Raw genomic sequence first — 12,903 nt, 5'->3', positions numbered from 1 at the left:
GCATTTTTTCGCTATTTCATGGCGCGGGCCCCGCAAATTTCCGCAGAAAAAGGCCCGGAAAGGGTCTTTACAGGGGGGGGCCCCGCCCATATATGCGCACCCCGCTGCCCCAGGGGGACTTCCAATAACCGCAAGGCAGCCTTTGTCGTTTAACTTAACCTTTGGGGGTCCCTTGCATTGCTCCAGCACAATAGCGCCCACGGGCTGATTCAGGCACTTTCGCCGGTCGAACCTGTCACGCTTGTCCGCCCGCATGCCGCGCGGCGCGCAGCGCGTTTTTTTATCGATCGCTTTCCCGGAACGACTCTTTATGCGGTGAAGGCCAATCCTTCGCCCGACCTGTTGCGCGTCCTGTGGGATGCCGGGGTTACCCATTATGACGTCGCCTCCATCGCCGAGGTGCGGCTGGTTGCGCGCACGCTTCCAGAAGCGACCCTGTGCTTCATGCACCCGGTCAAGGCCGAGGAAGCGATTGCCGATGCCTATTGGAAATATGGCGTCCGCACCTTTTCGCTCGACACGATGGAAGAGCTGGAAAAGATCGTCCGCGCGACCGAAGGCGCGCAGGATCTCAACCTGCTCGTTCGCCTGCGCGTTTCGTCGGATCATTCGAAACTGAGCCTTGCCGCCAAATTCGGCGCCGAGCCGGAAGATGTGCCCGAATTGCTGATGGCGACCCGCCAGGCTTCGGACGCGCTTGGCATCTGTTTCCATGTCGGCAGCCAGGCGATGACCCCCCATGCCTATGCCCAGGCGATGGAGCGTGTGCGCGCGGCGATTGTCGCGGCATCGGTCACGGTCGATATCGTCGATGTTGGCGGCGGCTTTCCTTCCTCCTATCCCGGTATGGAGCCGCCCCCGCTGGAGGCCTATTTCGACACCATCCACCGCAGCTTTGAAAGCCTGCCGATCAGCTATTCGGCGGAATTGTGGTGCGAGCCGGGCCGCGCGCTGTCGGCCGAATATAGCTCGCTGATCGTGCGCGTGGAAAAGCGGCGCGGCGACGAGCTTTATATCAACGACGGCGCCTATGGCGCGCTGTTCGATGCCGCGCATGTCGGCTGGCGCTTCCCCGTCGCGCTGCAGCGTGAAGAGGATGAGGGCGTCGAGCTGGTGCCGTTCAGCTTTTACGGCCCGACCTGCGACGATCTCGACCATATGGCAGGCCCCTTTTACCTGCCCGCCGACATCAAGGCCGGTGATTTTATCGAGATCGGGATGCTGGGCGCCTATGGCTGCGCGATGCGGACCAAGTTCAACGGCTTTGGCGCCGAGGAAACCCATGTGGTGAAGGATGAGCCGATGGCGAGCCTTTACACCGGCGAGGTCGAGGAACAGGAACGCCGCAGCGCGACGGTGACCAAGCTGTTCTGAGGCCTGTTGGCACCAGGACGCTTTCGAAATTTGTCATTGCAAGGAGCCCGGACTGGTCCGGGCGACGACGCAATCTCCAGCCCGCGCTCCTTGAGGGACGATGGCTGGGGATTGCTTCGTCCGGCTATGCCGGGCTTGCAATGACGGTTTCGGGAGGAACGGCTTAGGCGTGACGGCTTGGGGTGGACAGCGAATATGGGCCGTTTTCCAAGCGGCGGTTGACATCCTGCTGAGGCGGCTTAGCTTTTGCCGCAATGCACAATAGAACGCACCTCGCTCCCCCGCCGGCGCTCGACGCGCTGGCGGCACAGCATCCGCTCGCCCTTTTCCTCGATTTTGACGGCACTCTGGTGGAGATTGCCGATACGCCCGACGGCATATCCGTTGACCATCAGCTTTCGGCGCGACTGATGGCGCTGTGCGCCGCGCTGGAGGGCCGCGTTGCCATCGTCAGCGGGCGCGCGGTGGCCGATATCAGCCTTTATCTCGATGTGCCGGGACTGATGATCGTCGGCTCGCACGGGGCCGAGATCGGCGGTGCGGATCGCCCCGATCTTGTCCTCTCGGCCGCCAGCCGCGCCGAGCTCGACGCGCTGCTGGGTGCACACGCCGCCCTGCTGCTCGAAGCCAAGCCGCATGGCATCGCGCTTCACTACCGGCAGGAACCCGATGCCGCGCCATCCGTCTTTAAGGTCATGGAAGCAATTGCAAGACGCGAGGGGCTGGCGCAGCGGCGGGGCAAGATGGTGGTCGAACTGGGGCCGCGCGGCGCGAACAAGGGGGCGGCGCTGGCGAGCTTGATGACGAGCGCGCCCTTTCACGGCGCGCTACCGATTTTTATCGGCGACGACATTACCGACGAGGATGGCTTTGCCGCCGCCTCCGCCGATGCCGGCTATGGCATATTGGTGGGGCACGACCGGCCCACCGCGGCCCGATATCGACTGAACAATCCGACAGAGGTGCATCAATGGCTGACGCTGTAACTTCGCTCTCGCTCTGGCCCATCGGCAATTGCCAGGTCAGCGCGCTGATCGATGGGGAGGCAGGCCTGGTGTGGGGATGCGTGCCGCGCGTCGATGGCGACCCGGTGTTCTGTGCACTGCTGGGCGGCGAACAACAGCATCAGGGGGTCTGGCGCTTTCGTCTCGCGGGGCAGGTCAAGGCAACGCCGCATTATCGGCGCAACAGCCCGATTTTGATTACCCGACTGGAGGCTGAGGATGGCAGCGCGGTCGATGTCATTGATTTCTGTCCGCGTTTCGAACGCGCGGGCCGCATGTATCGCCCCGTCGCCTATGTCCGCATTGTTCGGCCCATCGCCGGCAACCCGCGACTGGAGATGAACCTGTCGCCGATGCGCGATTATGGGACGGAGGTGGCGCCAACCACGCGCGGCACCAATCATATCCGCTATCTGGTCGGCACCCAGCCACTTCGCCTGACCACCGATGCGCCCGTCGGCTATGTGATGGAAAGGCGGGCCTTTCGCGTCGAGCAGGATCTGCATTTTTTCTTGGGACCCGACGAGCCCTTCACCGGCAATGTGTTGGAGGCCGTCCGCTCGATGGAAGAAGCCACCGACCTTTACTGGCGCAGCTGGGTGCGCGGCCTCGCAACCCCGATGGACTGGCAGGATGCGGTAATCCGCGCCGCGATCACGCTCAAGCTTTGCCAGCATGAGGAAACGGGCGCGATTGTCGCCGCGCTGACGACCTCCATCCCCGAAGCGCCCAATAGTGAGCGCAACTGGGACTATCGCTATTGCTGGATACGCGACGCCTATTACACGGTGCAGGCGCTCAACCGGCTGGGCGCGCTCGATGTGCTCGAAAAATATCTGGGCTATTTGCGAAACATCGTCGATCGCGCGGCGGGCGGGCAGATCCAGCCGCTTTATTCAGTGATGGGGGTCGCCGAACTCGACGAAAGCACCGCCGATCATCTGCCCGGCTATCGCGGCATGGGACCGGTGCGCGTCGGCAATGCCGCCTATCATCAGGTGCAGCATGACGCCTATGGCCAGATTGTGCTGCCCACCGCGCAGGGCTTTTTCGACCAGCGGCTGTTTCGCATTGCCGATGAACGGGATTTCGAGAGCCTCGAAAGCGTCGGCGAGGTCGCGTGGAAAATGCACGACCAGCCCGACGCGGGTCTGTGGGAGTTTCGCACGCGGCAGCTTGTCCACACCTATTCGGCGGTGATGAGCTGGGCGGCGTGCGACCGACTGGCCAATGTGGCGGCACGGATCGGGCGCAGGGACCGCGAGAAATTGTGGATCGAGCGCGCCGCCGCGATCCGCGCGACCATCGAGCGCGAGGCGTGGAGCGAGGCCGAGGGCCATTATGGCGCGGCCTTTGGCCACGCCCATCTCGACGCCAGCCTGCTCCAGATGGTCGAGCTGCGTTTCATCCGCGCCGATGATCCGCGCTTTCAGGCCACCTTTGCCGCGATCGAAAAAGCACTACGCCGGGGCGAACATATGCTACGCTATGACAGCGAAGATGATTTCGGCCAGCCCGAAACGGCGTTCAACATCTGCACATTCTGGTTGATCGAGGCGCTCCATCTTTGCGGACGCACCACGGAAGCGCGGCAATTGTTCGAAACCATGCTCGCGCATCGCACCCCTTCGGGGCTGCTTTCCGAAGATCTGGATTTCGAAACGGGCGAGCTGTGGGGGAACTTTCCCCAGACTTATTCGCTCGTAGGAATAATTAATTGCGCGGGGCTGTTATCGCGCAGCTGGGATACCGTCCGATGAGCCGTTTAATCGTTGTTTCCAATCGTGTGTCTGTCACCAAAGGTCGCGGCGCCGCGGGCGCGCAAGGGGGATTGGCCGTCGCGATGAACGGGGCGCTGCGTGCGCGCGGCGGCATATGGTTCGGCTGGTCAGGCAAGGAAGTCGATGAATTTACCGGCCAGTTGACGATGCAGCGCGCCGACGGTTTCACCACCGCGACCATCGACCTCGAACCCCATGACGTCGAGGAATATTATAATGGCTATGCCAATCGGACGATCTGGCCGTTGTTCCATTACCGCATTGACCTGGCCGAATATGAGAATGAATTCGGGCGCGGCTATGAGCGGGTTAATGAGCAATTTGCCAACAGCCTGATCCCGCTGGTCGAGGAAGAGGACATCATCTGGGTGCAGGATTATCATTTCCTGCCGCTGGGCGAACGGTTGCGCGCGCACGGTCTCGATAATCGGCTGGGGCTGTTTCTGCACATCCCCTGGCCGCCCGCGCGTCTGCTCGTATCGCTGCCCTATCATGAGCGGCTGGTGGAGGCGATGCTGCACTATGACGTCATCGGCTTTCAGTCGGTCGAATGGCTCGAAAGCTTCCTTCATTATTGCCGCAAGGAATTGCATGCCGAGGTGGATGAGGCGACCGGCACCATTCGCCACAAGGGCAATGTGACCACCGCCCGCGCCTTTCCCATCGGCATCGACCACAGCGAATTTCTGGCGCTGGGCGAAACCGACGAAGCAAAGCGCGCCTATGAACGGCTGGCAAGTAGCGCGCGCAACCGCACGGTGGTGATCGGGGTCGACAGGCTCGATTACAGCAAGGGGCTTCCCGAACGCATCGACGCGATGGAGCGACTGTTCGCCAGCCATGAGGATATGGTGAACCAGCTTCTTTATATCCAGATCGCGCCGCCATCGCGCGAGGATGTGCAATCCTATCGCCAGATACGCGCCACTCTCGAACGCAAGACCGGTCAGTTCAATGGCGCGCATTCCGACGTCGATCTGGTCCCCATTCGTTATGTGAACCGGGGCTTTGGCCGGGCGGAGCTTTTCGGCTTTTACCGCGCGGCCAAAATCGGCCTCGTCACGCCGATCCGCGACGGCATGAATCTGGTCGCCAAGGAATATGTCGCGGCGCAGGACCCCGAAGATCCCGGCGTTCTGATCCTCTCGCGCTTTGCGGGGGCGGCGGAGCAGTTGACCGACGCCTTGCTCGTCAACCCGCTCAACCATGAAGAAGTGACGCGCGCGATATGGACCGCTCTGCATATGCCGCTCGCCGAGCGCAAGGCACGCTGGGAAAAGCTGTACCGCGTCGTGCGCGACGCCGACGTGCTCGGCTGGGCTGATGATTTCATCACCGCGCTGACCCCGGAAGAGACGCAGAAAAGCTCTGCCCCGCTGACCCCCGCCGCGGCCTGACCCTATCCAGCGGACGCCAACGTCGCCGCGCTGGATGATATAGGCGGTTGCAACTTGCAACGCGCGCCCTAGCATCCCCCTTCTGCACCCCAACGGGGCGCTGTAACAATAAAGGGGGAATTATGTCGAACAGCTTACTTGCGCCGGGTGCCGTGCTGGCGCTCTGGACCCTCATCATGCTTTTGTGGGTGGCAGCCACCCGCTTTTCGGCGATGGCGAAGGCCGGGGTCGATCTCAAGGCCGCCCCACCGGGCGGACGCGGCGCCGACCTCGAAGGGGTGCTGCCCCCCAATGTCAATTGGAAGTCGCATAATTATACGCATCTGCTGGAACAGCCGACGCTTTTCTATGCCGTGATCATCTTCCTGCATTTGGCGGGCGGGGTGACCGGCCTGACCGTCGGCCTCGCCTGGGCCTATGTCATATTGCGGATCGTCCACAGCCTCTGGCAGGCGACGGTCAACCGCGTCCCCGTCCGCTTTGGCATTTTCCTGCTTTCGACCATCTGCCTGTTCATCCTGTCGCTGCTCGCCGTGATCGCGACGCTGGGCTGAGGGGGCGATGATGGACAATCAGGCGATATTGGCGCCGGTCGCCGTTCTGGCGCTGTGGTCGATGATCATGTGGCTGTGGCTTTACGCCACCCGCATTCCCGCGATGAAGCAGGCTAAGCTCGACGTGTGGCAGGCGACCGGCGGAACGGGGCAGAATCTGGAAGGCGTGCTGCCCGCCTCGGTCCAATGGAAAGCGCATAATTACAATCATCTGATGGAACAGCCGACGGTATTTTATGCCGTCGCGCTGGCGCTCGCCATCGGCGGTATGGGCGGCGGGATCAGCGCGCAGCTGGCCTGGGCCTATGTCGCACTGCGCATCGTTCACAGCCTGATTCAGGTGACGGTGAACCGGGTGCTGTGGCGCTTTTCGGTCTTTGCGCTGGCGAGCCTCGTCCTGCTGGCGCTCTGCCTTCGCACGGTCGGCGCCTTTGTCTTTGGCGGCTAGGATCGCCGCCGTCAGCTTCGGCTGAAACGCGCGGCCAGTTCCACATGGGTGGACCAGCGGAACTGGCCGACGGGGCGCACCCAGTCGAGCCGATAGCCGCCCGCGACCAGCCGCTTGGCATCGCGGGCAAAGCTCGCGGGGTTGCAGCTGACATAGGCGATGACCGGTGCGGTGGAGGCGGCAAGCTGTTTCACCTGCTCTTCCGCCCCGGCGCGCGGCGGATCAAGGATGATCGCGCCGAACCGGTCAAGCTCGGCAGGGACCAGCGGGCGGCGGAACAGGTCGCGATGCTCGGTCGCGACCAGCGCCTGCGCGCGGTTCGCCGCGCCCGCGAGCGCGGCGATGGCATCGCGCGCGCCCTCCGCCGCATAGATTCTGCGCCCGTCGGCGACCGACAGCGCAAAGGTGCCGACGCCCGCGAACAGGTCGGCGACCGCGCCGGCATCGCCGATGGCCTCCTCCACCGCGCTCACCAGCGCGGCCTGCCCCGCTTCGGTCGGCTGCAAAAAGGCAAAGGGCGGCGGCTCGACCATGATGGCGCCAAAGCGCATCGTCGGCGGTTCGGGCTGCCACAGCGTTTCCAGCCCATCCCCCTGATCGACCGCGAAGCGCGCGAGATTGTGCGCGCCCGCGAAATCCTGGAGCGCCATGGCGGCGTCCAGCCCCTCGGCCCGCACGCCTTCGAGGATGAGTTCGACGCCCTGGTCGAGCATCTGCATCTTGACCTTTACCGGGCGGCGTTGCGGCGCGATTTGCGCCAGCAGCGTCCGCACGGGCGCGACCAGCGCGAATAATTCGGGCCGCAGCAGCGGGCATTCGCGCATATCGACAATCTGGTTGCTCTGCGCGGCGTTAAAGCCCAGCACCACCTGCTTGCCGGTTTTGAGCGCGGTCAGCGCCGCGCGGCGGCGGCTTTGCGGCGGCGAGAGATGCGCGGGCAAAATATCCTGCGCCTCAACCTCTTGCGCGGCGAGCGCGCCCGCCACCCGGTCGCGGACGAAATCGGCGAGCGCGGCTTCGGCCACATGCTGAAGCTGGCACCCGCCGCACTTGCCGAAATGGCGGCAGACAGGCTCGGCGCGATTGGGACCGGGCAGGATTGTGCCATCGGCAGCGATCCGGTCCCCCGGCACTGTGCCCGCGAAATGGCGGCCATCGCCCGTCACCCCGTCTCCGCGGGCGGCGATGCGCTCGATCAGCGCGCTGTCATTCATCTCATGTCCCAATCAGATCATCGGCGATAAGGCCGGGGCCTATACGCGCCGCGCGCGCGATATGCCAGCGCACCGCCGCCATCGCGGCGTCGAAAGCCCCTTCCCCGCGCGCGAGCATTGCGCCGCACGCCCCCGCGAGCACATCGCCCGTCCCCGCGCTCGCCAGCCAGGGGGTTCCGGGCCATGCCGCCGCGACCCGCCCATCGGGAGCGGCGATCACCGTGTCGGCGCCCTTGTAGATGACGACCGCGCCGCTCTGTTCCGCTGCCGCCAAGGCGCGGTCGATCTTGCTGCCCGTGAGGCCGGGAAAGGCGCGCGCAAATTCGCCTTCATGCGGGGTGAGTATCGCACGGTGCTGGCCGCGTTCGTCGATCAGTCGCGGCAGCGCGGCCTCTATCGCGGCGGCATCGAGGACGAGCGCCTTGCCGCTGTCCAGCGCCGCCGCGACATCGGCGCCAAGCGCCGCGCCCGCGTTATGGCCGGGACCGATCACCACCGCGCCCAGCCTTTTGTCGCCGAGCCGCGCGCCATAAGCCGCGCCATCCTCGGCGATGATCGCGGCAAAGGGCACCTGCGCCCCGGCCCCGCTCAGCACGACATAGCCCGCGCCCGCGCGTGCGGCGCCGCCGGCTGCCAGTGCCGCTGCGCCGGGCATGGCGCCGCCGCGCACCAGTAGCATGCCGCGGCTGAACTTGTGCGCCGCCGCGTCGGGAGCGGAGGGCTTGATGATAGGGAGGCTCTGCCAGCGGGCGTCGGCGGACAGGCCGATATTGGCGAGCCGCACCGTCCCGCAATCGCGCGCGGCGGGAAGCAGTACATGCGCGGGCTTGAGCGCGCCCAGCGCCAGCGTGACATCGGCCTTGAGCGGCGCGCGCCAAGGCTCGACGCCATCGCCATCAACCCCGCTCGGCACATCGACCGCGAGGATGCGCCGCGCTTCCAGACCTTCCAGTGTCTTGGAAAGCTCGCTCGCAATCGGACGGCTGAGACCCACGCCGAACAGCGCATCGACGACCAGCGGCGCGCCCTTCATTCCCGGCGCCAGCGCCTCGACCGCGCCCGTCCAGCGTGCCCGGGCGGCGCGCGCCAGGTCGGTTGTGGGCGGGACGAGCGCCGCAACGCGCACCGCCACCCCGCGTTCCGCAAGCCGCCGCGCCGCGACATAGCCATCGCCGCCATTATTGCCCGGCCCGCACAGGATCAGCACCGGCGCCCCCGCGCCGATGCGCCACGCCAGATCAGCCACCGCCGCCCCCGCACGCTCCATCAACTCGGCGAGCGAGAGGCCCGACTCCGCACACGCCGCCTCCGCCGCGCGCATCGCATCGCTCGTCAAAATGGGGGCGCCGGCCGGGATGGTCATGCCGCCAGCCTAGACCTTTTGGGGAAAGGTGAGAAGGCGGAGCCGTAAGATTTTTGGCTGTCCATCGGACCTTCCCTGCTCATTTTACTGAGAAATCTGGCCTGCGTGACTTTATGTTTATTTGCCGATTGACGATTTTTTTTCGGCGCGGCAGACAAAGAGGGGCTCTCGGCTTATCGAGGGACGTTGGGGGACAAGAAGAGATGAAGAAGATATTGCTGGGCTGCTCGGCTGCGGCCCTATTCGTTCAACCATTGTGCGCGCAGGAAAGTGAAAAGGGCGACGATTCGGCGGAAGAAATCGCCAAGGATGCGGCCCGTGACTTGAAGGACAGCCGTTTTTATAACAAACCCGGTGCAACGCGCGCCGAATATGATGCCGATTGGCAAGCCTGCCGCATGATTGCGCGCGGGTCCAAAACCCCGGCGGGATCGGTGCCGGTATATGATCCGAACCTCTATAACTCCGCCCTGTCCCCGCTGGCTGCCGGGGCCGCCTCGGGGATCGGCGCTGCCATCGGCAAAGCCATTGTCGAGGGGCAGATGCGGCGCGCCAATCGCCGCAATTGCCTGCTGATCAAGGGCTGGCGCCTCGTCGAGCTTCCCTCCGAACAGGCGGCCAAAATCGCCGCGCTGTCTGACGAGGAACGCGACAGCTATTTTGCGACGATGGTCGGCGCGCAAGAGGTTGAGGGCGAGATTACCGAAATGACCAACTTCACGCCGGTTTCCGACGAGCGGCTGAATATGGATGCCGCGCTCACGAGGCCGCCCAGCCTTTATCTGGGCAAGAAGGTCGATCCCGCTGTACCGGTCAGGCTTGGCGACGATGAAGGCGCTCTGGTGCTGGCTTTTCGTCGCAATGATGCAGGCAGCATGGGGCGGTCCGCGCTGATCGAAATCCGGCGGTTCGACCGCGACAAGGGCGATCTTTTCTATCAACCGCGCGACTGGAAGAAGAAAGGCGACCGGACCACCTATTTTGTCAGCGTTGCCAGCAAGGACAAAAAGGCGCCCTATGAGCTGCAGATCGTCAAGCTGACGCCGGGCTGGTATATTTTGCAGACCGACAGCATCGCCAAGGTGCCCGCCAATACGACCAATTGCTTCGGCGCCCCCGCTTTTGAGGTGAAGGCCGGGAAATTCAACTATTTCACCGATGCCACGCCCTTTGTGGACGTGTCCCTTTCCACCGGCAAACGCTTCAGCGGCATGGGCTATGCCCGCCATTTCGAGGCGGCGCGCGGGGCGCTCGCCCAGTTTCAGCCGGATGCCGAGGCCAATATGGTCGAGGCCAGGATCGAAAATGGCGCGACCTATAGCTGCGCGGGACAGGTGATGACGCGCATGGACTTTCCCGGCGTGAGCGACCTTGTCCCCACCCCGGCGGCAAGCGAAGCCAGCGAAAGCGAGGAAGTGCCTGCGCCCTAATGCCGGGGATATTGTTGCTAAACTGATATGACGCGGCCCTGATCCCAAGGATCGGGGCCGCTTCCAGCCCTATCCTTGGGGCACCTATTTCCCGCCCCCGGTATTGGCGGGCAGGCGGTAGCGGTCGGGCCCGACGGTGACTTCGATCAGCCCGTCGCCAACGATCGCCACCTTCGCCTCTTCGGCGCCGTCGGCCGCGATCACGCCGCGCCCGTCCTTGGTGATGAGCAGGCGGCGATAGCCGACATTGTCACGCCCGACGAGGAGCACCGTGCCTTCGGGGCCCGAGATTTCCTGCAGACTGCAATCGCGATCGAACAGCTTGGCGCCTTCGAGCGCGCAGTCGATGCGGCCATTGGCCGCCGCAGCCTGTGCGCCGCGCGCCTCTGCTTCGGCCAAGGTCTGGTTATCAGGGGCCTGTTCGCACCCCGCCAGCAGCAACATCGGCGCGATCCACGCCGCCCCCTTCCATCCGGCCACTTTACCCCCTTTTAAGCTGCGACAAATCCCTGACAGCGCCGCGCGCCGCACTGGTTGTCATCGCAGCATAGGCCTGAAGTGCAACCGAAACCTTGCGCGGCCGGGGCTTTTCGGGCTGCCACGCCGCCTCGCCCTTTGCTTCCATCGCCGCGCGGCGCGCCGCCATTTCTTCGCTGGAAATGATGAGTTCGATGCTGCGGTTGGGAATGTCGATCTCGATCCGATCGCCATTTTCAACGAGGCCGATCGCCCCGCCCTCGGCCGCTTCGGGCGAGACATGGCCGATCGACAGACCTGAGGTTCCGCCCGAAAAGCGTCCGTCGGTGATCAGCGCGCAGGCCGCGCCCAGCCCCTTCGACTTCAAATAGCTCGTCGGATAGAGCATTTCCTGCATGCCGGGGCCGCCCTTTGGCCCTTCATAGCGGATGACGACGACGTCGCCCTCGACCACCTGCCCCGTCAAAATGCCCGCGACCGCAGCGTCCTGGCTTTCGAACACCTTGGCGGGGCCGGAGAATTTCAATATTTTCTCATCGACCCCCGCGGTTTTGACGATGCAGCCGTCTCGCGCAATATTGCCCGACAGGACGGCGAGGCCGCCATCCTTGCTGAACGCATGATCGGCCGAGCGGATGACGCCATTTTCGCGGTCGAGGTCGAGGCTGTCCCAGCGGCGGTCCTGGCTGAAGGCAGTCTGTGTCGGCACCCCGCCCGGCGCGGCGAGGTAGAATTTCTGGACATCGGGATCATTGGTGCGGCTGATGTCCCATTTGTTCAACGCATCGCCCAGCGTCGCGCTGTGCACCGTCGGCAGATGCGCGTGGAGCAGCCCGGCGCGTTCGAGCTCGCCCAAAATCGCCATGATCCCGCCCGCGCGGTGGACATCCTCCATATGCACATCGCTTTTCGCCGGGGCGACCTTTGACAGGCACGGCACCCGGCGCGACAGGCGGTCGATGTCGGCCATGGTGAAATCAATCCCGCCTTCCTGGGCCATAGCCAGCAAGTGAAGCACGGTATTGGTCGATCCGCCCATCGCAATGTCGAGGCTCATCGCATTTTCAAAGGCTTCGAAGCTGGCGATGTTGCGCGGCAGAACGCTTTCATCATCTTCTTCATAATAGCGGCGGCACATTTCGACGATCATCGCGCCGACGCGCAGGAATAATTGCTTGCGGTCGGCGTGGGTCGCCAGCTGCGATCCGTTGCCGGGGAGCGAGAGGCCCAGCGCTTCGGTCAGGCAGTTCATCGAATTGGCGGTGAACATGCCGCTGCACGACCCGCAGGTCGGGCAGGCATTTTGCTCGATCGCCGCGACTTCCGCATCGCTGTAGCTTTCATCGGCGGCGGCGACCATCGCATCGACGAGGTCGAGCGCAACCTCCTTGCCCTTCAGCACCACCTTGCCCGCTTCCATCGGGCCGCCCGAGACGAAGATCGCCGGAATGTTGATCCGCATCGCCGCCATTAACATGCCCGGGGTGATCTTGTCGCAATTGGAGATGCAGATCATCGCGTCAGCGCAGTGGGCATTGACCATATATTCGACGCTGTCGGCGATCAGGTCGCGGCTCGGCAGGCTGTAGAGCATGCCGTCATGGCCCATGGCGATGCCGTCATCGACCGCGATGGTGTTGAATTCCTTGGCGACTCCGCCCGCCGCTTCAATCTCGCGCGCGACCATCTGGCCCAGATCTTTCAGATGGACATGGCCGGGCACGAACTGGGTAAAGCTGTTGACCACCGCGATGATCGGCTTGCCAAAATCGCTGTCCTTCATCCCCGTCGCGCGCCACAGGCCGCGCGCACCGGCCATATTGCGACCATGGGTCGTCGTGCGCGAACGATAAGAAGGCAT

Annotated in this window: 11 protein-coding genes; 7 read left to right on the top strand and 4 right to left on the bottom strand. The window is 64.1% G+C overall.

The annotated features are described in order from the left end of the window. Positions 1 to 177: 177 nt before the first annotated feature. The 6 genes from JV18_RS0101385 to JV18_RS0101360 all read left to right on the top strand — a co-directional run bounded on the left by JV18_RS0101385 (position 178) and on the right by JV18_RS0101360 (position 6,558). Positions 178 to 1,374 (top strand): type III PLP-dependent enzyme, encoded by a 1,197-nt coding sequence (locus JV18_RS0101385; RefSeq protein ID WP_033073118.1) that lies wholly within the window; start codon positions 178 to 180, stop codon positions 1,372 to 1,374. Positions 1,375 to 1,628: 254 nt separating this feature from the next. After that, positions 1,629 to 2,360, top strand: coding sequence for a trehalose-phosphatase (gene otsB / locus JV18_RS0101380; RefSeq protein WP_033073117.1), 732 nt, complete (start codon positions 1,629 to 1,631; stop codon positions 2,358 to 2,360). Further along, positions 2,345 to 4,138, top strand: a complete 1,794-nt coding sequence (locus tag JV18_RS0101375) for a glycoside hydrolase family 15 protein (RefSeq protein ID WP_033073116.1) — start codon at positions 2,345 to 2,347, stop codon at positions 4,136 to 4,138. Before otsB ends, JV18_RS0101375 begins: the two co-directional genes overlap by 16 nt. Next, positions 4,135 to 5,556 (top strand): alpha,alpha-trehalose-phosphate synthase (UDP-forming), encoded by a 1,422-nt coding sequence (locus JV18_RS0101370; RefSeq protein ID WP_033073115.1) that lies wholly within the window; start codon positions 4,135 to 4,137, stop codon positions 5,554 to 5,556. Before JV18_RS0101375 ends, JV18_RS0101370 begins: the two co-directional genes overlap by 4 nt. Positions 5,557 to 5,678: 122 nt before the next feature. Continuing rightward, positions 5,679 to 6,110: an MAPEG family protein gene (locus JV18_RS0101365; protein ID WP_033073114.1), complete on the top strand. Its 432-nt coding sequence runs from the start codon at positions 5,679 to 5,681 to the stop codon at positions 6,108 to 6,110. Between the two features lie 10 nt (positions 6,111 to 6,120). After that, positions 6,121 to 6,558: an MAPEG family protein gene (locus JV18_RS0101360; RefSeq protein WP_033073113.1), complete on the top strand. Its 438-nt coding sequence runs from the start codon at positions 6,121 to 6,123 to the stop codon at positions 6,556 to 6,558. Positions 6,559 to 6,569: 11 nt separating this feature from the next. Here JV18_RS0101360 and JV18_RS0101355 read toward each other — a convergent pair whose 3' ends face one another. Next, positions 6,570 to 7,772 carry a class I SAM-dependent RNA methyltransferase gene (locus tag JV18_RS0101355; protein WP_033073112.1) on the bottom strand — a complete coding sequence of 401 codons (1,203 nt, stop codon included), beginning with the start codon at positions 7,770 to 7,772 and terminating at the stop codon, positions 6,570 to 6,572. 1 nt (position 7,773) lies between these two features. Further along, positions 7,774 to 9,135 carry an NAD(P)H-hydrate epimerase gene (locus JV18_RS0101350; protein WP_033073111.1) on the bottom strand — a complete coding sequence of 454 codons (1,362 nt, stop codon included), beginning with the start codon at positions 9,133 to 9,135 and terminating at the stop codon, positions 7,774 to 7,776. Positions 9,136 to 9,338: 203 nt separating this feature from the next. Between JV18_RS0101350 and JV18_RS0101345 the strand changes: the two genes are divergently transcribed. Further along, positions 9,339 to 10,565 (top strand): hypothetical protein, encoded by a 1,227-nt coding sequence (locus JV18_RS0101345; protein WP_052071665.1) that lies wholly within the window; start codon positions 9,339 to 9,341, stop codon positions 10,563 to 10,565. A gap of 84 nt (positions 10,566 to 10,649) precedes the next feature. On the opposite strand, the gene JV18_RS0101340 is transcribed toward JV18_RS0101345, so the two are convergent. Further along, entirely contained in the window at positions 10,650 to 11,045 is a 396-nt protein-coding gene (locus JV18_RS0101340; RefSeq protein WP_235302716.1) for a hypothetical protein, read from the bottom strand. A 1-nt stretch (position 11,046) separates the two neighbouring features. Beyond that, positions 11,047 to 12,903, bottom strand: coding sequence for a dihydroxy-acid dehydratase (ilvD, locus tag JV18_RS0101335; protein WP_033073110.1), 1,857 nt, complete (start codon positions 12,901 to 12,903; stop codon positions 11,047 to 11,049).

The organism is Sphingopyxis sp. MWB1 (genome assembly GCF_000763945.1).
GTDB lineage: Bacteria > Pseudomonadota > Alphaproteobacteria > Sphingomonadales > Sphingomonadaceae > Sphingopyxis.
The sequence above is the reverse complement of the archived record's forward strand: the minus strand, read 5'-3'. Positions and strand labels throughout refer to the sequence as shown.

Coding starts and splice junctions, on each gene's coding strand:
- otsB (WP_033073117.1), top strand. CDS start 1,629: ATGCACAATAGAACGCACCTCGCTCCCCCGCCGGCGCTCGACGCGCTG.
- JV18_RS0101375 (WP_033073116.1), top strand. CDS start 2,345: ATGGCTGACGCTGTAACTTCGCTCTCGCTCTGGCCCATCGGCAATTGC.
- JV18_RS0101370 (WP_033073115.1), top strand. CDS start 4,135: ATGAGCCGTTTAATCGTTGTTTCCAATCGTGTGTCTGTCACCAAAGGT.
- JV18_RS0101365 (WP_033073114.1), top strand. CDS start 5,679: ATGTCGAACAGCTTACTTGCGCCGGGTGCCGTGCTGGCGCTCTGGACC.
- JV18_RS0101360 (WP_033073113.1), top strand. CDS start 6,121: ATGGACAATCAGGCGATATTGGCGCCGGTCGCCGTTCTGGCGCTGTGG.
- JV18_RS0101355 (WP_033073112.1), bottom strand. CDS start 7,772: ATGAATGACAGCGCGCTGATCGAGCGCATCGCCGCCCGCGGAGACGGG.
- JV18_RS0101350 (WP_033073111.1), bottom strand. CDS start 9,135: ATGACCATCCCGGCCGGCGCCCCCATTTTGACGAGCGATGCGATGCGC.
- JV18_RS0101345 (WP_052071665.1), top strand. CDS start 9,339: ATGAAGAAGATATTGCTGGGCTGCTCGGCTGCGGCCCTATTCGTTCAA.
- ilvD (WP_033073110.1), bottom strand. CDS start 12,903: ATGCCTTCTTATCGTTCGCGCACGACGACCCATGGTCGCAATATGGCC.